We start from the raw sequence: 24,813 nt of genomic DNA on the forward strand, positions 1-24,813 counted from the left end.
CGAACTTCCCTTGAAGGTGGGGAGGGAGTGTGAGGGGAAATTTCCCCTCGCACCCCCTCCCCACCTTTTTTGTGTTCGGGATCGGGCGGACGTGGACCGGGGCAGTTCTCGGGTGCCGGCACCACGCGGAGTGGGTGCTTCCGGGATGTGTTGGTGCTGAGTGCACCCGGTGTCGGGGTTGCGAGGACGTGCCGGTAAAGTCATGGGGCATCGTCGGTACGGTACTTAGGGGAGGCCCCCGGGTGGAGGTCCAGGAGACGCGGGTCCAGACGGACCGGGTCCTCACCATCCCGAACATTCTCAGCATGGCCCGCCTCGTGGGCGTCCCTGTCTTCCTCTGGCTCATCCTGTGGCCCGAGTTCGGCGGGCCCAACTGCGACGGGTGGGCTCTGCTCGTGCTCGCGCTGAGCGGAGTCAGCGACTACCTGGACGGGAAGCTCGCGCGGCGCTGGAACCAGATAAGCGGGCTCGGGCGCGTTCTCGACCCTGCTGCCGACCGGCTGTACATCCTCTCGACTCTCGTAGGACTCACCTGGCGGGGCATCCTCCCCCTTTGGCTCACTGTTGCTCTCCTGGCGAGGGAGGTGCTGCTGCTGGCCATGGTGTGGGTGCTCGACCGGCACGGTTACGCGCCGCCGCAGGTGAACTTCCTGGGCAAGGCCGCCACCTTCAACCTGATGTACGCCTTCCCGCTGCTGCTTCTGAGCGACGGAAGTGGAGCCCTGGCGTCGCTCGCTGCTATTTTCGGATGGGCGTTCGCAGGTTGGGGCACCGCGCTCTACTGGTGGGCAGGCATCCTGTACGTGGTCCAGGTGCGCCGGCTCGTCAAAGCGGACGCCGAGGCCGACTGAGCCGGCCCTTCCAGCAGACGCAGAGGTCCGTTGCCCGTGGCGCCGTCTCATGGGCCATCCTGGATGGGTGAGAGCCGGTACGACCGTCGTCTCTGTGCGAGGAGGACGCCTCCGACATGAAGGCAGTTGTCATGGCCGGCGGAGAGGGCACACGCCTTCGTCCGATGACCGCCAGTATGCCCAAGCCGCTGTTGCCCGTCGCCAACCGTCCGATCATGGAGCACGTGCTCCGACTGCTGAAGCGGCACGGACTCAACGAGACCGTGGTGACCGTGCAGTTCCTAGCCTCCCTGGTGCGCAATTACTTCGGGGACGGTGAGGAGCTCGACATGGAGCTCACCTATGCGAACGAGGAGAAGCCGCTCGGCACCGCAGGCAGCGTCAAGAACGCGGAGGAAGCCCTCAGGGACGATTCCTTCCTCGTCATCTCGGGTGACGCGCTCACAGATTTCGACCTGACCGATCTCATCCGGTTCCACAAGGAGCAGGGAGCCATGGTCACGGTCTGCCTGACGCGGGTGCCGAACCCTCTGGAGTTCGGCATCACCATCCTCGACGACGAAGGAAAGGTGGAACGCTTCCTCGAGAAGCCGACGTGGGGACAGGTCTTTTCCGACACCGTCAACACCGGTATCTACGTGATGGAGCCCGAGGTCTTCGACTACGTCGAGTCGGACGTCTCCGTCGACTGGTCGGGGGACGTCTTCCCGCGGATGCTGAAGGAAGGCAAGCCGATCTACGGCTATGTCGCGGAAGGGTACTGGGAGGACGTCGGCACCCACGAGAGCTACGTCAAGGCCCAGGCCGACGTGCTGGAGGGCAAGGTCGACGTCGAGATCGACGGGTTCGAGATCTCGCCCGGCGTCTGGGTAGCGGAAGGTGCCGAGGTGCACCCGGACGCGGTGCTGCGCGGTCCGCTCTACGTCGGCGACTACGCGAAGATCGAGGGCGACGTCGAAATCCGGGAGCACTCCGTCATCGGCTCCAACGTCGTGGTGCGGAGCGGCGCCTTCCTCCACCGGGCCGTGGTGCACGACAACGTCTACGTCGGGCAGCAGAGCAACCTTCGCGGATGCGTCATCGGGAAGAACACCGACGTGATGCGTGCCTCGCGGATCGAGGACGGTGCCGTCGTCGGGGACGAGTGTTTCATCGGCGAGGAGTCCATCGTCCTCGGCAACGTCCGGATCTACCCGTTCAAGACGATCGAGGCGGGGGCGTTCGTCAACGACTCCGTCATCTGGGAGTCCCGGGGGCAGGCGCGGCTCTTCGGGGCGCGGGGCATCTCGGGCATCCTCAACGTCGAGATCACGCCGGAGCTCTGCGTACGACTGGCCGGCGCCTACGCGACGACGCTGAAGAAGGGGTCCACGGTGACCACGGCGCGCGACCACTCGCGCGGCGCGCGGGCCCTGAAGCGCGCGGTGATCTCCGCGTTGCAGGCGAGCGCGATCGACGTCCGGGACCTGGAGAACGTCCCGCTCCCCGTCGCCAGACAGCAGACGGCGCGCGGCAGCGCGGGCGGCATCATGATCCGTACCAGCCCCGGACGTCCCGACTCCGTCGACATCATGTTCTTCGATGCCAGGGGCGCCGACCTCTCGCAGGCGGGGCAGCGGAAGCTCGACCGCGTCTACGCACGCCAGGAGTACCGGCGGGCGTTCCCCGGGGAGATCGGCGATCTGCACTTCCCGTCCAGCGTCTACGACTCGTACACGGGCTCGGTCCTGCGGGCCGTCGACACCACGAGCGTGGCGGAGTCCGGCCTCAAGGTGGTCGTCGACGCCTCCAACGGGAGCGCCGGACTGGTGCTGCCGAGCCTCCTCGGGCGGCTCGGTGTCGACTCGTTGACGATCAACCCCGGGCTCGACGAGTCGCGCCCGACGGAGACCGTGGACGCGCGCAGGGCCGGGCTGGTGCGGCTCGGCGAGATCGTCGCGTCGGCGCGTGCCGACTTCGGTGTGCGGTTCGATCCCGTCGGTGAGCGCCTGTCGCTCGTCGACGAGCGCGGGCGGATCATCGAGGACCAGCGGGCGTTGCTCGTCATGCTCGACCTCATCGCCTCCGAGCGCAGGAGCGGCCGGGTGGCGCTTCCGGTGACGACTACACGTATCGCCGAGCAGGTCGCCGCTTACCACGGGACGCAGGTGGAGTGGACGACGACCTCGCCGGACGACCTCACCCGCGTCTGCCGGGACGAGGCGACGGCGTTCGCCGGGGACGGGCGGGGCGGCTTCATCGTCCCGGAGTTCAGCTCGGTCTTCGACGGTGTGGCGTCCTTCGTCAGGCTCATCGGGCTCGTGGCGCGCACCCAGTTGACGCTGAGCGAGATCGACGCACGCATCCCGCGGGCGCACGTGCAGCGCCGCGACCTGGCGACTCCGTGGGCGGTCAAGGGGTTGGTGATGCGGACCGTCGTGGAGGCGGCCGGTGACCGGTACGTCGACACGACGGACGGCGTGCGCGTCGTCGAGTCCGACGGGCGCTGGGCGCTGGTGCTCCCGGACCCGTCCGAGGCGGTCACCCACCTGTGGGCGGAAGGACCCGACGACGCCTCGTCCCAGTCGCTGCTCGACGAGTGGGCGGCGGCGGTCGACAACGCCGGGAAGTGAACTGCCCGTCCCGCGGCCGGAGTTTGCCCGGTCGCGGGACGGGGTCCGGGTGGGTCCGTTCGTTGAGGGGGCTCGCGGCATGCGACGATGTGCGGCATGTCGCAGCAGCCGGGTAGCAGGAGTTCGCGGTTCTCGCGGCCCGACGCCTCCATGTCGCTGCTGAACAACGTCATGGACCACAGCCTCGACGAGGGATACGCGGAGGCCGCCGCACGCGAAGGGACCAGCGGCCACTCGCGGTTGCCGCGTACCCGGCGCGCGAAGGCCGGCCTCGCCGTCGGCCTCGCGCTCGCCGCGCTCGTGGTGACGGTCGGCGCAGCGCAGGCGCGGCTCGCGGCGCCAAGTCTCGCGAAGGAGAAGGAAGAGCTGATCGACCGGATCGAGGACGGCACCGACAACGCCGACCAGCTCCAGGAACGCGTCGACGGCCTCCGCGCCGACGTCGAGAAGCGGCAGCGTCAGGCTCTTCAGCGGCACGGCGACGAGCGGGACCGCAGCACGGCGCTGCTCTCCGGCGCGCTGCCCGTGGCGGGCCCGGGTGTCAAGCTCGTCGTCGACGACGCCGAGGACACCGAGGCGGGCGACGGCGACGGGCCGAGGGAGAGCAGCGGGTTCTCCGACACCGGCCGGGTGCGCGACCGGGACCTCCAGCGAATCGTCAACGGCCTCTGGGAATCGGGCGCCGAGGCGGTCTCGGTCAACGGCCAGCGGTTGACGTCCCTTTCGGCGATCCGGGCGGCCGGGGACGCGGTGCTCGTCGACAACAAGCCGTTGGCGCCGCCGTACACGCTGCTGGCGATCGGTCCGGGCAAGGACCTGAGCACGGCGTTCCAGGACAGCGAGGACGGCCGGTACCTCTACGTGCTGCGGGAGAACTACGGGGTGCGTACCAGCATTTCGGTACAGGACGAGGTGCGGCTGCCCGCGGCGCCGCACCTGAGCGTCCGGACAGCGAAGCCGGTGGGGACAGGAGAGGGCAGCACATCGTGATCGCCGTACTGGGGCTCGTCGTGGGTGTCGTGGCGGGGCTGGTCGTACGACCGGTCGTGCCGACCGTGATGGAGCCCTACCTGCCCATCGCCGTCGTCGCGGCACTCGACGCGGTCTTCGGCGGGCTGCGCGCCATGCTCGACGGGATCTTCAACGACAAGGTCTTCGTCGTCTCGTTCCTCTCCAACGTCGTCGTGGCGGCTCTCATCGTCTTCCTCGGTGACAAGTTGGGCGTGGGTGCGCAGCTCTCCACGGGGGTGGTGGTCGTCCTCGGTATCCGGATCTTCTCCAACGCGGCCGCGATCCGTCGGCACGTCTTCCGGGCGTGAGGCCGATGAGCGACGAGCACCGGTCCTCGGGGGAACTGCCGCCGGAGAAGCCGAGCGCCGCACCGCGGGAGGACGGGCCGCGGGAGACGGACGCCGGTGAGCGTGCGCGGAGCCCGGAGAAGCAGGGGCCGACGGGACGGCAGCGGCTGGCGCAGGCGCTGTGGCCGCCGCGGGTGACGCGTGCCCAACTCGTCGTGGCCGTCCTCCTCTTCGTGCTCGGCCTCGCCCTCGCCATCCAGGTCAGGTCGACGAGCGAGAACAGCGCGCTGCGGGGCGCGCGCCACGAGGACCTCGTCCGCATCCTCGACGAACTCGACGACCGCACCACGCGTTTGGAGGACGAGAAGCAGGAGCTCCAATCGCAGCGGACGGAGTTGGAGAACAGCTCCGACCGTGCGGAGGAGGCGCGGAAGCAGACGGCCGAGAAGCAGCGTCAGCTAGGCGTCCTCGCGGGTACGGTGGCTGCTCAGGGGCCCGGGATCGAGATGACGATCACGGACCCGCGGGGGACGGTGGAGCCCGACATGCTCCTCGACGCAGTGCAGGAACTACGAGCGGCCGGAGCGGAGGCGATCGAGGTGAACGAGGTCCGGGTGGTCGCCGACACGCACTTCTCGCCCGGGAGTTCGTCGGGCGACGGGGTGCGCGTCGACGGGCGTAGGATCAGTCGGCCTTACAGCTTCAAGGTCATCGGCAAGCCGCAGGACCTCGAACCTGCCCTGAAAATCCCGGGAGGGGTCGTGCAGACACTCAAGGAGGAGCAGGCCACGGTCTCCGTGACGCGTGCGGAGAAGGTGAAAGTGGGCGCCTTGCGATCGGCGAAGCGGCCTGACTACGCTCGGTCGTCATCCCAGTAGGAGGCGGAAGTTCGTGGGGGGTCGGGGGGCTCGTCCGGCTCCGTGTAAGGGAAACTGTGTGCAGGTCATGGACGTTGAGTGGGCGTCCCGACCGGCCAATGAGAGCATCGATGGTCTGTCCTGCCCCACGGGCGGGTCTGTTGTGTGCGAGGGGAATCGCCCGTGAGTTTTTTTGCGAAGTTGTTCGGCAAGGGCCGCCAGGACGGTGGCAACGCCGCTGCGCGCCACCGGGCTCCCCGCCAGCCCCAGGAGTCGGGCGAGAGCCAGGAGGAGCGTCCGCTCTTCAGGGACGAGGTCGCAGGCGGTGCGGCACCCGGTCACGGTGCGGCGTCAGTTGACCGCGGAGCGTCCGGCCGCATAGGTTCCGGGGTACCGCAAGCCTCGAATCCCGGTGGAGGGTCTGCCTTGCCCGTGTGTAACAGGTGCGGGACCCGTGCCTCCGAGGAGAGCCGCTTCTGCTCCAACTGCGGTGCGCCGCTCAAGGGTGGCGTCCCTGCGGCCGAGGGTTCCTCCGAGACGACGTCGACCATCTCCATCTCCGGAATCGAGGCGTACGACGCCGAGACGACGGGCCAGCACCAGGTGCCGGTCCTGCCACCGGAGGCGCAGGCGGCCGTCGACGCGCTGCCGATCGGTTCGGCGCTCCTCGTGGTGCGTCGCGGTCCCAATTCGGGCAGCCGCTTCCTCCTCGACGGCGAACTCACCACGGCGGGACGGCATCCGGAGAGCGACATCTTCCTCGACGACGTCACCGTCTCCCGGCGGCACGTCGAGTTCCGGCGCGGGCCCGACGGCACCTTCACCGTCTCCGACGTCGGCAGCCTCAACGGCACCTACGTCAACCGCGAGCGCATCGAGGCGGGTGTGCCGCTCGCGTACGGCGACGAGGTGCAGATCGGCAAGTACCGCCTGGTCTTCTTCGCGAGCCAGCGCACCGCCTGACGCACCAGGGAAGGCACATGCCCCACATCGCCGCAGAGTCAGGGGCGGGGACGGCGCTGAGCTTCGGCGCCGTCCTCCAGGCGCTCCGCGAGGAGTTCCCGGAGGTGACCGCCTCCAGGGTGAGGTTTCTGGAGGCGGAGGGGCTGGTGCGGCCCTCCCGATCGCCCGCCGGTGCACGGAAGTTCGACGATTCCGACGTCGAGCGGCTGCGGCACGTGCTGCGCCTCCAGCGGGACCACTGCCTGCCGCTGAGCGCCGTGCGCGCCACGGTCTCGCCCGAGGAGGGGGAGCCCGTGCGGACGTCGGAGGCCGGCGCCCAGGCTTCCGCGTGCGGGGCGCCCGCCGAGTCCGCTGCCCGATACGGGCGTGCCGATCTCGCGGCCGAGGTCGGCGTGAGCGAGGAGCAGCTCGCCGAGTGGGAGTCGTACGGCCTGTTGCGGCCCGACGTCGAGGGGCAGTTCGACGCCGGGCAGCTGGCGGTGGCTGGGCTCGTCGCGGAGGTCGGGCGGTTCGGTCTGCAACCGCGCCATCTGCGGGCCGTGAAGGCGGCCGCCGAGCGGGAGGCGGCGCTCGTCGAACAGCTCGCCGCGCCGCTCCGCCTGCACGGCAACCCCGAGCGGCGCGCCAGGGGCGAGGAGGAGCTGCGCGAGCTCGCCGGACTCGCCTCGCGCCTCCACTCGGCGTTCGTCGAGGCGGCGCTCGGGCCCCGGGGGGCCTGAACCGGTACCCGGATGCGCTTGTTGAACGGGTGCCCGACTACCCAAACGGGCCGCCCACGGCCTAGGGTTGCTGTGTGAACGAGCTCGACGTCGTGGGTGTCAGGGTGGAAATGCCCACCAACCAACCGATCGTGCTCCTGCGCGAGGTGGGAGGCGACCGCTACCTCCCCATCTGGATCGGCCCCGGGGAGGCGACCGCGATCGCCTTCGCCCAGCAGGGCATGACCCCTGCCCGGCCGCTGACGCATGATCTCTTCAAGGACGTCCTGGAGGCGGTGGGCCAGGAGCTCACCGCGGTGCGCATCGTCGATCTGCGGGAGGGCGTCTTCTACGCCGAGCTGGTCTTCGCCAGCGGCGTCGAGGTCAGCGCCCGGCCTTCCGATGCGATAGCGCTGGCGCTGCGTACCGGGACGCCGATCTACGGCAGCGACGGTGTGCTGGACGACGCGGGGATCGCGATCCCTGACGAGCAGGAGGACGAGGTGGAGAAGTTCCGCGAGTTCCTCGACCAGATCTCCCCCGAGGATTTCGGGACCAGCAACCAGTAGGGGCGTTCCGTTGGTGCGGCCCTGTTCCGCATCCGGCAAGCTGTTCCCTGTGCCCCCCGCGGGAAACCATTCGCGGGGCCGGTGTCACCCGGCGTGCCGAATCGGGCGATCGTTGACCCACCGAGGGTGACTCCCTACCTTCAAGTGGGCAGGTTCCGGGGGTGACTCGGGATGCGGAAGACGGAGGTCGGCGTGGTACGCACCGGCGGTGACGACGCAGCGGCGGGGGATTCGGCCCCGTTCGCCCGGCCCTCCGCGGGGCCGGCCGCTCCGCCGGCGAAGTCCGCGGCTGAGGAGGCGGAAGCGGGGGAAGGGCCTTCGGACGAGGTCGGCTATCGCGGGCCGACGGCCTGCTCGGCGGCGGGCATCACCTACCGGCAGCTCGACTACTGGGCACGGACCGGGCTCGTGGAGCCGAGCATCAAGGCCGCCTACGGTTCCGGGAGCCAGCGTCTGTACAGCTTCCGCGACATCGTCGTCCTCAAGATCGTGAAGCGGCTCCTCGACACCGGCGTCTCGTTGCAGAACATCCGGGCCGCCGTGCGGCATCTGCGCTCCCGCGGGCGTAGCGACCTGCCGAGGATGACGCTGATGAGCGACGGGGCCACCGTCTACGAGTGCTCCTCGCCCGACGAGGTGGTCGACCTCCTCCAGGGCGGGCAGGGCGTCTTCGGGATCGCGGTGGGCGTCGTGTGGAAGGACGTCGAGGGGGCGCTCGCGCAGCTCCACGGCGAGCGGGTCGACACCGGCGAGACCGTGGTGGGCGAGCACCCGGAGGACGAGCTCGCGCGGCGGCGCCAGAACCGCGCGGGCTGAGCCGGGGCCGCCGGCTGCGTGGCGGGTTCGGATGTCAGTGCGGTGCGGCAGTATCGGTGGGTGTGAGAACCGGACCGACCATCCTCCATCTCGACATGGACGCCTTCTACGCCTCCGTGGAGCAGGCGTGCAAGCCGAGCCTGCGGGGGAAGCCGGTCGTCGTCGGCGGGTTGGGGCCGCGCGGTGTGGTGGCGACGGCCTCGTACGAAGCCCGGCAGTTCGGTGTGCACTCGGCGATGCCGACGGCGCAGGCGCGCAGGCGCTGTCCCAACGCCGCATACCTGAACCCCAGGTTCGGTCTCTACCGCGAGATCAGCCAGACGGTGATGGAGCTGCTGGCCCGCCTCTCGCCCCTCGTCGAACCGCTCAGCCTCGACGAGGCGTTCGTCGACCTCGAGGCGGGCGGGGCGCTCGCGGAGGAGGACCCGCGGGGCGTCGGCGAGCGGCTGCGGAGGCAGATTCTTGCGGCGACGGGGCTGAACGGCTCTGTCGGCCTCGCAGGGTCGAAGATGCTGGCGAAGATCGCTTCGGAGGAGGCGAAGCCGGACGGCCTCGTCGCGATCGAGCCGGGGACGGAACGGGAGCTGCTCGCGGGGATGACGGTGCGCACGCTCCCCGGGATCGGCCCGGCGACCGAGCAGGTGCTCCGCCGGGCCGGCATCCACACCATCGGCGAGACGGCGGAGGCGGGGGAGGACGAGCTGCTGCGGCTCCTCGGCAAGGCACACGGCACCGCCCTCTACGCGATGGCGCTCGGGGTCGACGAGCGGCCCGTCGTCGCGGAGCGGGACGCCAAGTCGGTCTCGGTGGAGGACACCTATGACGTCGACCTCACCGACCGCACCCAGGTCCAGGCGGAGGTGGCCCGGCTCGCCGACCGCTGCGTGCGGCGGCTGCGGGAGGCCGGGCGCTCGGGTCGCACGGTGGTGGTCAAGGTCCGCAGCTACGACTTCTCCACGCTGACCAGATCGGAGACACTCCGCGGGCCGACGGACGACCCCGGCGTCGTCCGCGAGGCGGCGGCGCGGCTCCTCGAGGGGATCGACACCACGGCGGGTGTGCGGCTGCTCGGCGTCGGTGTCAGCGGGCTGGCCGACTTCACGCAGGAGGACCTCTTCGCGCAGTGGAGCGAGGCGGAGGCCGCCGCGGCCGGCGTGGCCGAGCCGGCCGCCGAGGCCGCGGCACCTCAGCCCGTGCGCGTGGACAGGGGGCAGCCCGCGCGGGGCGAGTGGCGTCCAGGCCAGGACGTCGCGCACCGCGAGCACGGCGCGGGGTGGGTCCAGGGGAGCGGGCTCGGCAAGGTCACGGTGAGGTTCGAGGGCCCTGCCACCGCGCCCGGCAGGGTCCGCACCTTCGCCGCGGACGACGAGGAGTTGGAGCCCGCCTCTCCGCAGTGGCCCGTGCCGGGGCACGAGCCGCTCGCGGAATGACTCAGGCGGTGGTGCCGCCCTCGGGCTCGCCGGCGATGCGGCCGAACTCGCGGTCGGGGGGCGGCGCCGGTTCGGCGGGGACGTCGAGGCCGTAGTGCTCGTAGAGCTGCAGCTCCTGGGCGGGGGAGAGGTGGCGTCCCACGCCCATGTCGGGGGCTGCGCGCACCTGGTCGCGTTCGTACGGGACATGGAGGCTGCCCTCGTCGAACTCGCTCGGCTCCAGCGGGACGAAGGCGTCGCGGCTGAAGAGGCCGGTGCGTACGGAGGCCCACTGAGCTCGTCCGGTGGCGTCGTCGAGGTAGACCTCGTCGACTCTGCCGATCTTGGCGCCGTCCCGGTCGAGCGCCGTGTGGCCTATCAGGCTCCGCGGGTCGATGTCGGTCTGCACGATCCCTCCAGTGGTCTCGGCAACGGCCGTCGTGCGCACGCCGTCGCGGCGAGCGCCGTGAGTACAACGAAACGGTATTTTTCGGCCGTTGGCCACTCGAGTGCCTGCCCGGTTACGCAGAGCGGAACCGCTGGTAGGCTCGAAGACGGCTGTCGACCCCGTGCGGGAGAGCCCTCCGGCGATGGTGCCGGGGGCGCCGAAGGAGCAAATCCTCCCCGGAATCTCTCAGGCACACGTACCGTGCGGACGAGGTCACTCTGGAAAGCAGGGCGGGCCCGAGGACGAACGCCGAGAGCCCCCCTCACCGACGGTGTAAGCCGGGCCGGCCGAGAGAGGGCGGCGGCGCCGGTGAATCTCTCAGGTTGCGATGACAGAGGGGGAGGCCGCAGGGCGCCCGCAGGGTGCCTGTAGGTCACAGCGACCAGGAGGCCTCCATGACCCCCAACCACATCCCCCTCACCGCACTCGAGAACGACAGCCCCTTCGCCGGCAGGCACATCGGCCCCGGCGCGGAGGCCCAGGCGAAGATGCTGGCGCAGGTGGGGTACGCCTCGCTCGACGAACTCACCGAGGCAGCCGTCCCCGACGCCATCAAGAGCACCGAGCGGCTGCGGCTCCCCGCGGCGCGCACCGAGGCCGAGGTCCTCGACGAACTGCGCGGGATGGCTGGACGCAACCGCGTCCTCCACTCGATGATCGGGCTCGGTTACTACGGCACCCACACCCCGGCCGTGATCAAGCGCAACGTCCTGGAGAACCCCGCCTGGTACACGGCGTACACGCCCTACCAGCCGGAGATCTCCCAGGGGCGGCTCGAGGCGCTGCTCAACTTCCAGACCGTCGTCGCGGACCTGACGGGACTGCCGACGGCGGGCGCCTCGCTCCTCGACGAGTCGACGGCGGCGGCGGAGGCGATGGCCCTCTCCCGCCGGGTCGGCAAGGTCAAGGGCAAGGTCTTCCTCGTGGACGCCGAGACGCTGCCGCAGACGGTCGCCGTGCTGCGGACGCGGGCCGAGCCGACCGGCGTCGAGGTGGTCGTCGCCGACCTTTCGGAGGGCGTGCCGGAGGACCTCGCGGAGCGCGGGGTCTTCGGCGTGCTCCTCCAGTACCCCGGTGCCTCCGGGGTGGTGCGGGACCTGCGGCCCGTGGTCGAGCGGGCCCACGAGTGGGGCGCGGTCGTCACCGTCGCGGCCGATCTGCTGGCGCTGACGCTGCTCGCCTCGCCCGGTGCGCTCGGTGCCGACATCGCGGTCGGCACGAGCCAGCGGTTCGGCGTCCCGATGGCCTTCGGCGGCCCGCACGCCGGGTACATGGCGGTGCGGGACAAGTACGCGCGGAGCCTGCCGGGGCGGCTCGTCGGCGTCTCCAAGGACGCGGACGGACGGCAGGCCTACCGGCTCGCGCTCCAGACACGCGAGCAGCACATCCGCCGGGAGAAGGCGACGAGCAACATCTGCACGGCGCAGGTCCTGCTCGCGGTGATGGCCGGTATGTACGCCACCTACCACGGGCCCGAGGGGCTCACGGCGATCGCGCGGCGCACCCACCGGTTCGCCGCGCTCCTCGCGGCGGGGCTGCGCGACGGGGGCGTCGAGGTGGTGCACGGCGGGTTCTTCGACACCGTGACGGCGCGGGTGCCCGGCGGCGCCGGGCAGGTCGTCGAGCGGGCCAGGGAGGCGGGCGTGAACCTGCGGCTCGTCGACGCCGACCACGTGGGCGTCGCCTGCGACGAGACGACGACGAGGGAGCAACTCGCCCTCGTCTGGGACGCGTTCGGCGTCTCGGCGGACGTGGAGGCGCTCGACGGGCGGACGCCCGACGCGCTCCCCGAGGGGCTGCTGCGTACGGAGGAGTTCCTGACGCACCCGGTCTTCCACGCCCACCGGTCCGAGACGGCGATGCTGCGCTACCTCCGCCGGCTCTCCGACCGGGACTACGCGCTCGACCGGGGAATGATCCCGCTCGGTTCGTGCACGATGAAGCTCAACGCGACCGCCGAGATGGAATCGATCAGTTGGCCGGAGTTCGCCGGCCTCCACCCCTTCGCGCCCGCCGATCAGGCCGAGGGGTACCTGAGTCTGATCCGTCAACTGGAGGAGCAGCTCGCCGAGGTGACGGGGTACGACGCCGTCTCGTTGCAGCCCAACGCCGGTTCGCAGGGCGAGTTGGCGGGCCTGCTGGCGGTCCGGGCGTACCACCGCGGCAACGGTGAGACGCAGCGGGACGTCTGCCTGATCCCGTCGTCCGCGCACGGCACCAACGCGGCGAGCGCGGTGATGGCGGGGATGCGCGTGGTGCTCGTGGGGACGGGCGAGAGCGGCGACGTCGACCTCGACGACCTGCACGCGAAGTTGGCGAAGCACGGCGGGGAGCTCGCCGTGCTGATGGTCACCTATCCGTCGACGCACGGGGTCTTCGAGGAGCACATCCAGGACGTCTGCGCCGCCGTGCACGATGCGGGCGGGCAGGTCTACGTGGACGGGGCCAACCTCAACGCGCTGCTCGGGGTGGCGCGTCCGGGGCGGTTCGGTGCCGACGTCTCGCACCTCAACCTCCACAAGACGTTCTGCATCCCGCACGGCGGGGGCGGCCCCGGCGTCGGCCCGATCGGGGTGCGCGCGCACCTTGCGCCGTACCTGCCCAACCATCCGCTCCAGCCGGGTGCGGGACCCGAGACGGGGATCGGCCCCGTCTCGGCGGCGCCGTGGGGCTCGGCCGGCATCCTGCCGATCTCCTGGGCCTACGTGCGCCTGATGGGTGCGGAGGGCCTGCGCACGGCGACGCAGGTGGCGGTGCTCGGCGCCAACTACCTTGCCAGGCGGCTCGAACCGCACTACCCGGTGCTGTACACGGGGCCGGGCGGCCTCGTCGCGCACGAGTGCATCATCGACGTACGGGGGCTGACGAAGCAGACGGGCGTCAGCATCGACGACGTCGCCAAGCGGCTGATCGACTACGGCTTCCACGCGCCGACGATGTCCTTCCCCGTCGCGGGGACGTTGATGACGGAGCCGACGGAGAGCGAGGACCTCGCCGAACTCGACCGGTTCTGCGAGGCGATGATCGCAATACGTGCGGAGATCGACCGTGTCGGTGCGGGGGAGTGGACGGCGGAGGAGAACCCGCTGCGCAACGCGCCGTACACCGCCGGTCAGCTCGCGGGTGAGTGGCCGCACCCCTACGGCAGGGAGGAGGCCGCCTTCCCCGCGGGGGTGGACACCGCGGACAAGTACTGGCCGCCGGTGCGCCGCATCGACGGGGCGTACGGTGACCGCAACCTCGTCTGCTCGTGCCCGCCTATGAGCGACTACGAGGAGTGAGCGGAGCGGTGACGCGGGGCTGAACGCCCGGAGGTCCGGCGGGAGTCGGGCCGTCGGGCGGCCGCGCGGCAACGCTGACGGAGGCCGGTACGCGCGGGCGTACCGGCCTCGGTTTTCCGCACGGCTGCCGGCTCAGGCAGCCGTGGTGATCCTGCCCGCGGTGAGCGGGCGGTGGGGCGCGATGACGCGCCCGTCGGGCAGCAGTTCACCGGTGTCCTCGAAGAGCAGGACCCCGTTGCACAGGAGGCTCCACCCCTGTTCGGGGAAGTGGACCAGCGGCTGGGCCGCCTCCCGGTCTGCTGATTCGGCTGTGGGACACGGTGGTTGGTGCTGGCACATCTTCGGTGTCTTCCGTCGTGGTGTGTACGTCTCGCCGTCTGCGGATGCGGATGCCATGCCGCCGGCCCCCGTCGTCGTGCGTTGCCGGTCTTCCTCCTGCCGGCGCCGATCCGCGTGGATTCCGCGCCGGCTGCCCTCAATTGAGACAGACATGACGCCTGGCCGAGCGGGTTCCGCGGAAGAACCACCAATCCGGGGTGTTCCCGTAGCCCGTAATGACTACGTCCTACGGCGCGCGGCGGTGCGTGGGGCGCGTGTGTCCGAAAGCGAAAACCCTGTGGGGGAAGGGCGGTCGGAGGCGTAGGCGGGGTGGACGGCCGGGCCCTGCCGATGCGGGTGCGGTCCAACGCGGCGAGTGCCACGGTGTGTTGGGCGAACGCCTCGTCGAGCGCCCGGGGCCCGTCTCCGCGGCCGGTGCGGGCCGTCCGTGGTGACGGGCTCCGGGGCGTGTGCGACGTCAGTTCGCCGAGGCGAGGTCGCTCGTGCCGGTCACCGGGCGGCTGAGCGGCGCCGTGACGAGGCGGTGGGTGAGGAGCGCCAGGAGCGCGTCGGCGCGCTGCGGTTGGTGGGCGGCGATGCCGGGGGGCGCGGGTGCGAGCGGGATGAGGAGGTCGGCGTCGGAGGGACTGCCTTCGGCCGGGTCGGCGTCGAGGTCCTCGCAGAGCCACAGCGTGAGCATGTACAGCTCGGGTACCGAGAGGAGTCTCGGTTGGTGGCCGCCCGGCAGCGTGTGCGCCTCACGGAGTGCACGTACCGAGGAGGTGACGTACGGGCCCTCGCAGAAGTGCGCGAACGCCCAGCCGTCCGCCGTGAGCACGGCCTCGGCGGCGCCGACCGGTTCGCCCCCCTCGGTGCCGGTCTCGTGGAGATGGAACCGCCAGCCGACGAGCTTGGTGTACGGCGCGTCGGCCGCGCCGCGGATGCCGGTCATCTCGTGGACGGGCAGCGGTAGTTGGGGGCGGAGCTGGTCTGCGGCCGCGCGGAGCGCGGAGCCGGCGTGGAGGGTCGGCGCAGTGCGCGGGTCGTGGACGGCGGTCGGGGAGCCGAGCGCGGTCTCGACGCTGCGGAGCGCGGGGGCGGGGGCCGGGGGGACATGCAGCATGATCGTTCGCCTCTCGTTCTGGAGACTCGGATACGCGGGCAACGGGTATGCGGCCGGGACACGACGGCAGTGTCGTTTTCGGGGGAGGGCGGTGCGTGCGCGCACCGGTCGGTCGGGGCGGCGCCTGAATGCCAATTCCCGCCTCTTCAGGGAAGTTTATACGAACCGTTTTCCCCCGGCGTTTCGACTAGCGTGCGCGGCTGGAAGAGGCAAGGCCGAGGCGCGCCGAATCCGCGTGGTATTTCTCCGCATTCGCGCGGGATACGAGGTGCGTACCCTGGTAATTCTCCGCCCGCGTGGTCGGCTTGATCTGCACCCGAGCTTTTCCTGAGACGGACGTGCACGGCATGGTAGGAGCCGATGCCTGCCGTCTATGCCGTTGGCAGTCCGTATGCCGGAGGAATGTGCCGCATAACTCCCCACAGCGTAATTGCATTCGCCCGCCGCCAGCCAGGGGGCGCAGGCGTTGTGGATCGTGTTCCGGGGCATCATCGGTGCACTGCCGGGCCCCGACCGAGGAGGAAGCTTCGATGGGAGAGAAGCTCGTCGCGGACAGGTTCGACCTGTCCGATCGGCGGCTGTACCGGGAGAAGCTGCAGAAGTGCAGAGCGGCGCTCGGGGAGCTGCTCGCACAGGGGAGGTTCCAGGGGCCGCGCGATCTCATGGGTCTCGAGATCGAGTTGAACCTCTCGGACGCCTCCGGGCTCCCGCGCATGCGCAACAAGGAGGTACTGGAGCGCATCGCGAGTACCGATTTCCAGACCGAGTTGGGGCAGTTCAACCTCGAAGTCAACGTCGTGCCGCACCGGTTGGTGGGACGGGTCTTCGACCAGCTCGCCGAGGAGCTGCGTACCGGGCTCGGGTACGCCGATCGGCAGGCGAGCGAGGCGGCGGCCCGCATCGTGATGATCGGCATCCTGCCGACCCTGGAGGCGGACGACCTCGTGCCGGCGAACCTCACCGCCGCCGACCGCTACCGACTGCTCAACGACCAGATCATGGCGGCACGCGGCGAGGAGGTCGCCCTCGACATCAGCGGCGTCGAGGAGCTCCGGCGGACCACCTCCTCGATCGCACCCGAGGCCGCGTGCACCTCGCTCCAGCTCCACCTCCAGGTGACGCCCGACCGTTTCGCCGACGTCTGGAACGCGGCGCAGGCGGTGACGGGGCCGCAGATCGCCATGGGGGCGAACTCCCCGTTCCTCTTCGGGCGGGAGCTGTGGCGCGAGTCGCGGATACCGGTCTTCGTGCAGGCGACCGACACCAGGCCGCCGGAGCTCGCGGCGCAGGGCGTGCGCCCGCGCACCTGGTTCGGCGAGCGGTGGATAGACTCGCCGCTCGACCTCTTCGAGGAGAACCTCCGCTACTTCCCGCCCCTTCTGCCACTCCTCGACGAAGAGGACCCGCAGGAGGTGCTCGCCGCCGGGCACGCACCCTCCCTCGCCGAGCTGGTGCTCCACAACGGCACCGTCTACCGCTGGAACCGGCCCGTCTACGCGGTGGCCGGAGGCGTCCCGCATCTACGGGTGGAGAACCGCGTCCTGCCGGCGGGGCCCACCGTCACGGACGTCCTCGCCAACACGGCGTTCTACTACGGGCTCGTCCGCACCCTCGCCGACGAGCGCCGCCCCGTGTGGCGGCGCATGACCTTCGCCGAGGCGGCCGCCAACTTCGACGCCGCCTGCCGCGACGGCATCGGGGCGCGCCTCAACTGGCCCAGGCCCGGCGGCGGTACGGCCGAGTGGCCCGCGGTGCGGCTGGTGGGGGAGGTCCTGCTGCCTATGGCTGCCGAAGGGCTCGACGCCTGGGGCGTGGAGCCCTCGGACCGGGACCGGTTCCTCGGCGTCATCGAGGAGCGCTGCCGTACGCGGAGCAATGGCGCCGAGTGGCAGGCCCGCGCCTACCACCGCGCCGTCGACTCGGGGCTGGACCGCGCGAAGGCGCTCGCGGGCGTCACCCGCAGGTACTCGGAGCTCGCCTGGGCGGGGGAGCCGGTGCACACCTGGCCGGCGTGAGTGGCGAGCGGCCTCAGGCCCCGCTGCCGGCGGCCATGATCGCCTTCAGGATCACCTCGTGGATCTGCGCCGGGTCGTTGACCTGGTGTGCGGAGCCGCTCGTCGCCTTGGCGATCTCCTTCGCCGCGTCCTTGTCCGCGTCCGGGCCGACGGCGATCGCGATCAGCGGGACCGGGCGCTTGTCGTCGGCGAGGTCGTCGAGTTCGGTGAGGAGCTCCTTGCGCGAGACGCTGCCCGGGTCCTCGTTGGCGCCGTCGGTGAGGAGGACGAGCGCGTTGAACTTGCCGCTGGAGTAGCTCTCGACGGCCTTCTTGTACGCGGCGAGGGTCGTGTCGTACAGGCCGGTGGCGCCGCCGGGGATCGGGCCCATCTTGCCGAAGGCGGAGAGGAGCTTTTCGCGCTGCGTCGCGCCGCTGCCCGCGCGGTCCCCGAGGCGGACGGTCGGCACCAGCTCGCGGTAGTCGCGCTTGCCGTCGAGGCGGGTGGCGAACTCCCAGAGGCCGACCTCGTCCTCCGGGGTGAACTGCGAGAGTCCTTGCATCAGGCTCGCCTTGGTGACGTCCATCCTCGACTCGCCCGGCCGGCCGGGGACTTCGGCGGCCATCGAGGCCGAGGCGTCGACGACGATGGTGAACCGCGCGCTCTGCACGGTGATCGTCCACATCCCGAGCGTCTCCTGGACGCTCTTGGGCGAGGGGGCGCCTGCCTGGCTCGCCGCGTAGGGCTGGGGCTTCTTCGCGCCGGCCGCGGCGGAGACGTCCTCCACGGCGTCGCCGTTCTTCGGGCGGAAACCGCCGGCGGTGAGGGCGCGTTGGCCCTGGGAGTCGCCGAGGAGCGTCTGGAACCGCATGGCGGCGCGGCTCTGCTCGGTGCTCAAGTCGTCGCTGTCGACGAGGGCGTAGGGGTAGTCGAGGAGCGTCAGGCCGCCCTCGGGGTAGAAGAGTTGCAGGTCGGGGGAGTCGCCCGAGCCCTTGTTGTGGGAGTGGGCCGCCTGTTCGGAGAGGATCAGCGCCTGGTTGCGCTTGGGGTTGCCCAGCTCGGTGCCTGAGTCGTCGCGGGGGAGGGTGGCGAGGACCTGGGAGTCGCCTGGTGCCGTGCGCTCCGCGAGCTGCTTGGCGGCTGCGGCCGTCTTGGTCTCCGCGTCCTTGCCGCCCGCCTTCGCGGCCGACTCCTGGATGCGGGTGAGCGCCAGCAGGCCGGTGGCGCTGCGTGCCGGGTCGGCGGCGCCGACGCGCAGTTCGTCGCCGGACGCCGACGAGTCGGCTATCTGCCCCCAGGAGTACTGCTTCTTCGGCCACCCGAGCGCCTTCGCCGCCGCGGGTACGGCGGCGAGGGTGATCGGTGAGGAGGCGACGCTGCCGAGCGAGTCGGCGGCCGACGCGTTCCCCGAGGCGGTCGCCTGCTCGATCCAGAAGGAGGAGTCCGGCAGCCACACCTCGTACTCGGAGGCTTTGTCCGAGGAGCCGCCGTGCTTGAGCGCGTCGGCCATCTCGGCGCCCGCGCGTGCGCTCACGCGGACGTCCATGCAGCGGCCGTCGGACTTCGCCTCGCCGTCCTCCGTGCGCTCGGCGACCGTGCGCAGCACGGGGGCGATGTCGGGCGAGGCGGCGACGCGCAGTTCCACGGTCTCCCCGTCGCACCCGCTGCCGAAGGGCAGCATCCCCTTCTGCGCCGCGACGCCCGTGCCTGCGCCGAGGGCCACGACCAGCGCCGTCGCGAGCATGACGTTCCGTCGTCTCGAACCGTTGCGAGAGGGCGGCGCGGCGGTCGGCGCGTACCCCGGCCCTGAGGTGTCCTGATCGTCGGGCAAGCTGTGACGTGCCATGGCGTGTGCGTCTCTCCTCGGGTGGCCCTAGGTGACGGCGGGAGGCAGCACGCCTTGATCGTGCTCGTCCCCCGAGTCGTCGCGCGCGATCTACGTAGTGTGTGTTTTCGAGACCATAGCGTGGCGGACGTGGCTGATGAGACGCGATTGGCGAACTCGAGTCAATGGCGGGGGCCGGTTCCGTGCGAAGCCGTTCGAATCTGGAGGTTGCTGTGGCGTCGGATGAGGGCGTACGTCCTGAACTTTCCCGACAGACCCTGTCCCGGCGGGTGTTGGGGACCGAGACGCTGCTGGTCCTCGCCCTGTCGCTCGGTGCCAGCGGCGTCTCGGCGCTCATCAGCTTCGTCGGCGCCCTCACCGAGCCGGGGGGCCTCGCCGACCAGTCGGCGCACCTCAACTCCTCGCGCGCGCCCGGACGTCCGTGGCTCGACCTCGCGTGGCAGCTCTTCGGGATCGCGACGGCGCTCGTCCCCGTCGCCCTCGTGGCGCACCTGCTGCTGCGCGAGGGCGTGCCCGGGCTGCGGGCGCTCGGCCTCGACCGGCGCCGCCCCTGGCCCGACCTCGGGTGGGGCGCCGCGGTGGCGGCCGGTATCGGCGGCTGCGGACTGCTGCTCTACTTCGGGGCGAGGGCCGCGGGGTTCAACCTCACCGTCGTCCCCGAGGGGCTGCCCGACGTGTGGTGGAAGTACCCGGTGCTCGTCGCGGCGGCGGTGCAGAACTCCGTCGTGGAGGAGGTCATCGTCGTCGGCTACCTGCTGCGCAGGCTGGGGCAGTTGGGGTGGTCGCCGTGGGCGGCGCTGGCGGCGAGTTCGCTGCTGCGCGGCTCGTACCACCTCTACCAGGGCATCGGCGGCTTCCTCGGCAACGTGGCGATGGGCGTCGTCTTCGTGCTGCTGTACCGCAGGTGGGGCCGAGTGGGGCCGCTCGTCGCCGCGCACGCGCTCATCGACATCGTGGCGTTCGCCGGGTACGGGCTGCTCGCCGGGCGGGTGGGGTGGCTGCCGTGAGCCGCCCCACCCGCATTGCTCACAGCGGCACTCGGAGTTCCGCGTCGAGGACGGTGACGGCCGCGCCCGTCAGGCGCGTGCGCCCGCCGAGGACCTCGGTGCGTACGAGCCCGGTACGCCGCGAGCACTGAAGGCCGACGAGTTCGGCGCGGCCCAGCCGCTCCGCCCACAGCGGCGCGAGCGCGGTGTGCGCGCTCCCCGTGACGGGGTCCTCGGGGATGCCCTGCGCCGGTGCGAAGAAGCGGGAGACGAAGTCGTACTCGGCCCCGGCCCCCGCTTCGGCGGTGACGGCCACGCCGCGGCAGGGCAGCGCGGCGACGGCGGCGAGGTCGGGGGCGAGGGCGCGCACCGTCGCCTCGTCCTCGACCTCGACGACGAGGTCGCCGAGGTCGCCCGTCGTGTGGACTTTGCGCACCGGTGCGCCCAGCGCGGCCCGCAGGCCCTCCGGGGGTTCGACGAGGGCGAGGGCGGCCGTGGGGAAGTCGAGGGTGTGGCCGGAGCCGTCGGGGGTGGCCTCGGTGGTGAGGAGGCCGCTGCGGGTGCGGAAGCGCACCCTCTCCTGCGCGTGGCCGTCCTGGTGGAGGACGTGCGCGGTGGCGAGGGTGGCATGGCCGCAGAGGCCCACCTCGACGGCCGGCGTGAACCAGCGCAGGGCCCAGTCGGCGGCGTCCTCCCTGAGGCGCAGTGCGAACGCCGTCTCGGCGAGGTTGAGTTCGGCGGCGAGCTGCTGGAGGCGCTCGTCGTCGGGGAAGCCCGCGGGGAAGTCCGCCTCGTCGAGGAGGACGACCCCGGCCGGGTTGCCGGAGTAGGGCTGGTCGGTGAAGGCGTCGACGGTTCGAATCCTCATGGCGGCGAGTCTACGGAGCGGCCCGGCTCCTCGAAGAGGGCCAATCGCCGGTGGGTGGCCCGGGATTGAGAGCCACCCGCCGGCAGAGGCGGCGCGGACGCTTCAGCGTGGACCTGTCCCCGCGCGGAGTGCGGCCGCTGCGACGTGGCCGGCTCCGCAGACCTCGCCCTGCGACCAGTCCGCCTCGGTCGCGGTGCGCTGGTCGGGCGGGATGACGCGGAGCGAGCCGGGCGCCGGGCAGGGTCCGTCGTCTCCCTCGCCCGGGACCACCGCCCAGTGGAGCCGGCTCCAGGCGTGCGCGCCCGGGCGGAGCGTCACTTCCCTGGCGGCCTGTTCGCGGTCCCTGACGTTGTCGGTGGGGAGGCCGGAGCCGCCGCCGTCGACGAACTGGAGGCCCGGCCAGCCCTTCGTACGGCAGGTGGTGTCGCCGGTGTTGGTGAGGACGAGCGCGGCGTACCGGTTTCCGGCGCCTGGGCTGAGGCCGCGCACCGAGGCGGAGAGCGAGTCCGTCGGGCACCAGGGGACGAGGCCGTCGGGCTGCGGGGTGCTCTGCCCGCCGCCGGGGCGCGGCTCCGACTGCTGCGGTGTCCCGGGCGACGGTTCCGCTGAGGCGGAGGGCTCGCTCGTCGAGCCGCCGCCCGCCTGCGGGGCGGAGGCGCTCACCGAGGAGTCGCCGGCCTCCGTCGAGTCGGAGCTGCAGCCGGCCGCGAGGAGTGCGGTACAGGCTGCGGCCGCGGCGAGTGCGGTGCGGGTGTGGCGCTGCTGAGAGGACGTGAGGGGCATGGCGGTCTCCCTGTGCTGCCGTTGGCCGGAGGTGCCCTGGCGTGTGCCCTGTCGGGGTGGTGCAGCCGTCGGTGATGGGACCGCGGGCACGCGTTGTCGGTTCCCGCTCCCGGAGGCTCCAAGCCCCCCGCGGAGGCGGCGCGTTGGGAGCGGGGCGGCGTCGTGTACCACCCGCGTACCCGGAGCGTGCGCCTCGCCGAGTGGCGCCTGGCGCGGCCGCTTTCCCCGAGAAACGTGACCGGATCTCCTCCCTGCGGAGGAGGTCGCGGATACCGCGTGGTGACCAGTCGGCCCGGCGGTATATGCCACGGGGTGGTGATGTTGAGGGTGCGGGGATGTGATGTGGTGGTCCTGTGCAGATTCCGATGCCGTCGGATGCCGAGTCCTCGACGGGGCATCCCGAGAGCCAGGTCAGCGAGGCCGTCGCCGCGATGGTGGCGGCTGCGCGGCGGCGTGCTGCTCGCGACGGGGATCGCCAGGTCGACACGGCGCACCTGCTCCACAGCGTCCTCGAGTCCGACCGGGAGGTCTGGGAGCTGTTGGAGGGCGGGGCACCCCAACTCGGGCGCCTCCTCGGCTACCTCGTGCAGCGCAGCGTCGGCTACGGGTTGAAGTGGCAGGGCTCCGTGGAGGATTCGGGGGCGCTGCCCGCCGTCGCAGACCAGCCGGGCGGCGCCGCCGGCTGGTCCCCGAGCGCGTCGGCGGCGCTGGAGTGCGCGGTGTGCAGGGCGCGTCGGCGCGGGGTCGAACTCGCCGAGGGCATCGACCTCTTCGCCGGCCTCGTCGCCGATCGCGAGTGCCGTGCCGTGGAGGTGCTCGACGCCGCCGGTGTGGACGTCGAGCTCCTCGCCGTCCGTCTGGGGACGGGGCGCGAGGAGGCGTGAGCCTTCATGAGTGACACGCTCAGTCGCTGCTGACATGATGCGGCCATGCCCGCTGCCACCTCCCAAGCGGAGCCGCGAGGCGTCGGCCTCCTCCTCGCGCTCGTCTCCGCCTTCGCTTTCGGGAGCTCCGGCACCGTGGCCAAACCGCTCATCGCGGCCGGGCTCGACCCGCTGGAGGTGACGTGGCTGCGCGTCGCCGGTGCGGCGCTCCTGCTGCTGCCGCTCGCCGTCCGGCACCGGGCGCTGGTGCGTCAACGCCCCGGTCTGATCGCGGGGTTCGGCGTCTTCGCCATGGCCGGCGTGCAGGGCTGCTACTTCGCCGCCGTCTCCCGCGTCCCGGTCGGCGTCGCGCTGCTCATCGAGTACCTGGCGCCCGCGCTGGTGCTCGGCTGGGTGCGGTTCGTGCAGCGCCGTCCGGTGAGCAGGGCCGCGGCGGTCGGGGTGGTGCTCGCCGTCGGCGGGCTCGCGTGCGTCGTGGAGATCTGGGCGGGGCTGCGGTTCGACGCGGTCGGCCTGGCGTTGGCCCTCGGTGCCGCGGCGTGCCAGGCGAGCTACTTCGTCCTCTCCGACCAGGGGAGCAGCAAGGGACGGGAGGGCGACGACCGGCCGGTGCCGCACCCGCTCGGCGTCATCGCACACGGGGCGCTCCTCGCGACGGTGGTGCTGACGCTCGCCGCACGCCCCTGGGGGATGGAGTGGGGGATCCTCGGCGAGCGCGTCTCCGTGGACGGGACGCCGGTGCGGGGCGTGGTCCTGCTGGTGTGGATGGTGGCGGTGGCCACGGTCGTCGCGTACGTCACCGGGGTCGTGGCCGTGCGGCGGCTCTCCCCTCAGGTCGCCGGGGTCGTCGCGTGCCTCGAGGCGGTGGTGGCGACGCTCGTCGCCTGGGTCGTGCTGGGGGAGCACCTGGGCTGGGTGCAACTCGTCGGCGGTGCTGTGGTGTTGCTCGGCGCCGCCGTCGCGCAGGCGCCGGGGCGCCCGCGCGACGGCGCGGCCGCGGAGGGGCCGGCGTCTGCCGATGCCGTCGACGCGCCGCCGTCGCGCACCGGTTGAGGCCGCCTAGCGGAGCGCCGCCAGGTACTCCGGGACCGGCGTACCCGCCGTGAGGTCGTCGGCGGGTACGGGGGCGCCGTAGGTGCGGGAGACCGGGACGACGCCGCTCCAGAACGGGAGCGCGAGGTCCTCGGCGTCGTCGCTCGGGCCGCCCTCGCGGACCTTCGCCGAGACCTCGGCGAGGTCGACCCCGAGCACCGCCGTCGCCGCCGACTCCTTGGCGTTGGCCGGGCGGGAGTCCGCGGAGCGTCCTGGGGCGACGGAGTCGACGAGCGCGTCGAGCGCCGCCGCCTTCTCCGCCTCGTCGCGGACCTGGACCGCCGTGCCGTGCACCACGACGGAGCGGTAGTTGAGCGAGTGGTGGAAGGCCGAGCGGGCCAGCACCAGGCCGTTCACCTGCGTGACGGTCACGCAGACCGGCAGGCCCTCCGGCGCCCCGCCCTCCCGCAGCGGACGCGACCCGGTGGAGCCGTGGAGGTAGAGGCGTTCGCCGACGCGGACGAAGAGGGTGGGGAGGACGACGGGCGCACCGTCGCGCACGAAGCCGAGGTGGCAGAGGTACTCGGAGTCCAGGACGGAGTGGACCGACTCGCGGTCGTAGGCGGCCCGTTCGGTGTGACGGGTCGGTGTGGTGCGGTCGGTGCGCTCGTACGGGGCCGCGGCGGATGCGGGGGTCATCGGTCCTCCAGGCGTTCGGGGCGGCTCGTCGCCGCTGCCGGGGCGGTTGCTCAACTTCCTTGTACTAGTGCATAGTTAGCTTTGTGCTAGGAGAGTACCGGATAGCAGGCCGGGGCGGTGCGGAGATCGCCGCCAGCGTGGAACAGGGCATCGCGGAAGGGGCGTTGGCGCCCGGTCAACACCTGCCGCCCATGCGGGGATTGGCGCGCGAACTCGGCGTCAACCCGAACACCGTCGCCGCCGCGTACCGCACCCTTCGGGAGCGCGGCGTCATCGAGACCGCGGGCCGCCGCGGCAGCCGCGTCCGCGCGCGCCCCGCGAGCACACCGCGCGAGGAGCTCCGCGCCGACGTGCCCGAGGGCGCCGTCGACCTCTCCACGGGCAACCCGGACCCCGCCCTGCTCCCGCCGCTCGACGAGGCACTCGCCGCCGCCGCCCGCCGTGCGGCGGCCGAGCCGACGGTCTACGGCTCCCCGCC

Annotated in this window: 23 protein-coding genes and 1 riboswitch; of the genes, 16 read left to right on the forward strand and 7 right to left on the reverse strand. The window is 71.8% G+C overall.

Annotation, left to right across the window (positions count from 1 at the left end; translation table 11 throughout):
• The first annotated feature begins 242 nt into the window (after positions 1-242).
• From clsA to UWG_RS31220, 10 genes are all read left to right on the forward strand, one after another.
• Complete coding sequence (gene clsA, locus UWG_RS0127550; protein ID WP_016910422.1) at positions 243-851, forward strand: cardiolipin synthase ClsA; 609 nt, start codon at positions 243-245, stop codon at positions 849-851.
• 116 nt (positions 852-967) lie between these two features.
• Positions 968-3,463, forward strand: a complete 2,496-nt coding sequence (locus UWG_RS0127555; RefSeq protein ID WP_029391826.1) for a mannose-1-phosphate guanyltransferase — start codon at positions 968-970, stop codon at positions 3,461-3,463.
• A 96-nt stretch (positions 3,464-3,559) separates the two neighbouring features.
• On the forward strand, positions 3,560-4,453 hold the full coding sequence (locus UWG_RS0127560; protein WP_193386490.1) for a DUF881 domain-containing protein: 894 nt from the start codon (positions 3,560-3,562) through the stop codon (positions 4,451-4,453).
• Entirely contained in the window at positions 4,450-4,782 is a 333-nt protein-coding gene (locus UWG_RS0127565; protein ID WP_016910425.1) for a small basic family protein, read from the forward strand. The genes UWG_RS0127560 and UWG_RS0127565 overlap by 4 nt, the downstream gene beginning before the upstream one ends.
• Before the next feature lie 5 nt (positions 4,783-4,787).
• On the forward strand, positions 4,788-5,639 hold the full coding sequence (locus UWG_RS0127570; protein ID WP_016910426.1) for a DUF881 domain-containing protein: 852 nt from the start codon (positions 4,788-4,790) through the stop codon (positions 5,637-5,639).
• A 411-nt stretch (positions 5,640-6,050) separates the two neighbouring features.
• Positions 6,051-6,581, forward strand: coding sequence for an FHA domain-containing protein (locus tag UWG_RS34055; protein ID WP_016910427.1), 531 nt, complete (start codon positions 6,051-6,053; stop codon positions 6,579-6,581).
• A 17-nt stretch (positions 6,582-6,598) separates the two neighbouring features.
• Entirely contained in the window at positions 6,599-7,300 is a 702-nt protein-coding gene (ftsR, locus tag UWG_RS0127580) for a transcriptional regulator FtsR (protein ID WP_016910428.1), read from the forward strand.
• A 74-nt stretch (positions 7,301-7,374) separates the two neighbouring features.
• The gene (locus UWG_RS0127585; protein ID WP_016910429.1) at positions 7,375-7,848 is read left to right on the forward strand and encodes a bifunctional nuclease family protein; all 474 of its coding nucleotides are present in this window, start codon (positions 7,375-7,377) and stop codon (positions 7,846-7,848) included.
• 171 nt (positions 7,849-8,019) lie between these two features.
• A complete protein-coding gene (locus UWG_RS0127590; RefSeq protein ID WP_016910430.1) occupies positions 8,020-8,664 on the forward strand; it encodes a MerR family transcriptional regulator in 645 nt (214 codons plus the stop codon).
• Positions 8,665-8,726: 62 nt separating this feature from the next.
• Positions 8,727-10,094: a DNA polymerase IV gene (locus UWG_RS31220; RefSeq protein ID WP_016910431.1), complete on the forward strand. Its 1,368-nt coding sequence runs from the start codon at positions 8,727-8,729 to the stop codon at positions 10,092-10,094.
• 1 nt (position 10,095) lies between these two features.
• Here UWG_RS31220 and UWG_RS0127600 read toward each other — a convergent pair whose 3' ends face one another.
• On the reverse strand, positions 10,096-10,482 hold the full coding sequence (locus UWG_RS0127600) for a PRC-barrel domain-containing protein (RefSeq protein WP_016910432.1): 387 nt from the start codon (positions 10,480-10,482) through the stop codon (positions 10,096-10,098).
• A 153-nt stretch (positions 10,483-10,635) separates the two neighbouring features.
• Positions 10,636-10,733, forward strand: a riboswitch (glycine riboswitch).
• A 183-nt stretch (positions 10,734-10,916) separates the two neighbouring features.
• Here UWG_RS0127600 and gcvP point away from each other — a divergent pair.
• Positions 10,917-13,802, forward strand: coding sequence for an aminomethyl-transferring glycine dehydrogenase (gene gcvP / locus UWG_RS0127605; protein WP_016910433.1), 2,886 nt, complete (start codon positions 10,917-10,919; stop codon positions 13,800-13,802).
• Positions 13,803-13,934: 132 nt separating this feature from the next.
• Here the strand turns inward: gcvP and UWG_RS0127610 are convergent, their stop codons facing one another.
• Together UWG_RS0127610 and UWG_RS0127615 are read right to left on the reverse strand one after the other, a co-directional pair.
• Complete coding sequence (locus tag UWG_RS0127610) at positions 13,935-14,141, reverse strand: DUF5999 family protein (RefSeq protein WP_016910434.1); 207 nt, start codon at positions 14,139-14,141, stop codon at positions 13,935-13,937.
• 457 nt (positions 14,142-14,598) lie between these two features.
• Positions 14,599-15,243 (reverse strand): hypothetical protein, encoded by a 645-nt coding sequence (locus UWG_RS0127615; RefSeq protein WP_016910435.1) that lies wholly within the window; start codon positions 15,241-15,243, stop codon positions 14,599-14,601.
• 530 nt (positions 15,244-15,773) lie between these two features.
• Here UWG_RS0127615 and UWG_RS0127620 point away from each other — a divergent pair.
• A complete protein-coding gene (locus UWG_RS0127620; protein ID WP_016910436.1) occupies positions 15,774-17,258 on the forward strand; it encodes a glutamate-cysteine ligase family protein in 1,485 nt (494 codons plus the stop codon).
• 13 nt (positions 17,259-17,271) lie between these two features.
• Here UWG_RS0127620 and UWG_RS0127625 read toward each other — a convergent pair whose 3' ends face one another.
• Positions 17,272-19,083 carry a substrate-binding domain-containing protein gene (locus tag UWG_RS0127625; protein ID WP_029391828.1) on the reverse strand — a complete coding sequence of 604 codons (1,812 nt, stop codon included), beginning with the start codon at positions 19,081-19,083 and terminating at the stop codon, positions 17,272-17,274.
• Between the two features lie 200 nt (positions 19,084-19,283).
• Here UWG_RS0127625 and UWG_RS0127630 point away from each other — a divergent pair, with 200 nt between their 5' ends.
• Entirely contained in the window at positions 19,284-20,090 is an 807-nt protein-coding gene (locus tag UWG_RS0127630; protein ID WP_420235651.1) for a CPBP family intramembrane glutamic endopeptidase, read from the forward strand.
• A 19-nt stretch (positions 20,091-20,109) separates the two neighbouring features.
• On the opposite strand, the gene UWG_RS0127635 is transcribed toward UWG_RS0127630, so the two are convergent.
• The gene (locus UWG_RS0127635) at positions 20,110-20,937 is read right to left on the reverse strand and encodes a PhzF family phenazine biosynthesis protein (RefSeq protein ID WP_016910439.1); all 828 of its coding nucleotides are present in this window, start codon (positions 20,935-20,937) and stop codon (positions 20,110-20,112) included.
• Positions 20,938-21,039: 102 nt separating this feature from the next.
• On the reverse strand, positions 21,040-21,720 hold the full coding sequence (locus UWG_RS0127640) for a DUF4232 domain-containing protein (RefSeq protein ID WP_016910440.1): 681 nt from the start codon (positions 21,718-21,720) through the stop codon (positions 21,040-21,042).
• Positions 21,721-22,073: 353 nt separating this feature from the next.
• Between UWG_RS0127640 and UWG_RS0127645 the strand changes: the two genes are divergently transcribed.
• Both UWG_RS0127645 and UWG_RS0127650 read left to right on the forward strand, forming a co-directional pair.
• Positions 22,074-22,604 carry a Clp protease N-terminal domain-containing protein gene (locus tag UWG_RS0127645; RefSeq protein WP_016910441.1) on the forward strand — a complete coding sequence of 177 codons (531 nt, stop codon included), beginning with the start codon at positions 22,074-22,076 and terminating at the stop codon, positions 22,602-22,604.
• A 45-nt stretch (positions 22,605-22,649) separates the two neighbouring features.
• Positions 22,650-23,657, forward strand: a complete 1,008-nt coding sequence (locus tag UWG_RS0127650) for an EamA family transporter (RefSeq protein WP_016910442.1) — start codon at positions 22,650-22,652, stop codon at positions 23,655-23,657.
• A 6-nt stretch (positions 23,658-23,663) separates the two neighbouring features.
• Here UWG_RS0127650 and UWG_RS0127655 read toward each other — a convergent pair whose 3' ends face one another.
• Positions 23,664-24,335, reverse strand: coding sequence for a pyridoxamine 5'-phosphate oxidase family protein (locus UWG_RS0127655; RefSeq protein ID WP_016910443.1), 672 nt, complete (start codon positions 24,333-24,335; stop codon positions 23,664-23,666).
• A gap of 83 nt (positions 24,336-24,418) precedes the next feature.
• Here UWG_RS0127655 and UWG_RS0127660 point away from each other — a divergent pair.
• On the forward strand, positions 24,419-24,813 hold a 395-nt coding region (locus UWG_RS0127660), incomplete at its 3' end, for a GntR family transcriptional regulator (RefSeq protein WP_157838607.1).

The organism is Streptomyces xiaopingdaonensis, from assembly GCF_000262345.1.
Lineage (GTDB): Bacteria > Actinomycetota > Actinomycetes > Streptomycetales > Streptomycetaceae > Streptomyces > Streptomyces xiaopingdaonensis.

Excerpts from the sequence above, each read along its gene's own strand:
- UWG_RS0127555 (WP_029391826.1), top strand. The coding sequence starts at position 968 with ATGAAGGCAGTTGTCATGGCCGGCGGAGAGGGCACACGCCTTCGTCCG.
- UWG_RS0127560 (WP_193386490.1), top strand. The coding sequence starts at position 3,560 with ATGTCGCAGCAGCCGGGTAGCAGGAGTTCGCGGTTCTCGCGGCCCGAC.
- UWG_RS0127570 (WP_016910426.1), top strand. The coding sequence starts at position 4,788 with ATGAGCGACGAGCACCGGTCCTCGGGGGAACTGCCGCCGGAGAAGCCG.
- ftsR (WP_016910428.1), top strand. The coding sequence starts at position 6,599 with ATGCCCCACATCGCCGCAGAGTCAGGGGCGGGGACGGCGCTGAGCTTC.
- UWG_RS0127590 (WP_016910430.1), top strand. The coding sequence starts at position 8,020 with ATGCGGAAGACGGAGGTCGGCGTGGTACGCACCGGCGGTGACGACGCA.
- gcvP (WP_016910433.1), top strand. The coding sequence starts at position 10,917 with ATGACCCCCAACCACATCCCCCTCACCGCACTCGAGAACGACAGCCCC.
- UWG_RS0127610 (WP_016910434.1), bottom strand. The coding sequence starts at position 14,141 with ATGTGCCAGCACCAACCACCGTGTCCCACAGCCGAATCAGCAGACCGG.
- UWG_RS0127615 (WP_016910435.1), bottom strand. The coding sequence starts at position 15,243 with ATGCTGCATGTCCCCCCGGCCCCCGCCCCCGCGCTCCGCAGCGTCGAG.
- UWG_RS0127620 (WP_016910436.1), top strand. The coding sequence starts at position 15,774 with ATGGGAGAGAAGCTCGTCGCGGACAGGTTCGACCTGTCCGATCGGCGG.
- UWG_RS0127625 (WP_029391828.1), bottom strand. The coding sequence starts at position 19,083 with ATGGCACGTCACAGCTTGCCCGACGATCAGGACACCTCAGGGCCGGGG.
- UWG_RS0127635 (WP_016910439.1), bottom strand. The coding sequence starts at position 20,937 with ATGAGGATTCGAACCGTCGACGCCTTCACCGACCAGCCCTACTCCGGC.
- UWG_RS0127640 (WP_016910440.1), bottom strand. The coding sequence starts at position 21,720 with ATGCCCCTCACGTCCTCTCAGCAGCGCCACACCCGCACCGCACTCGCC.
- UWG_RS0127650 (WP_016910442.1), top strand. The coding sequence starts at position 22,650 with ATGCCCGCTGCCACCTCCCAAGCGGAGCCGCGAGGCGTCGGCCTCCTC.
- UWG_RS0127655 (WP_016910443.1), bottom strand. The coding sequence starts at position 24,335 with ATGACCCCCGCATCCGCCGCGGCCCCGTACGAGCGCACCGACCGCACC.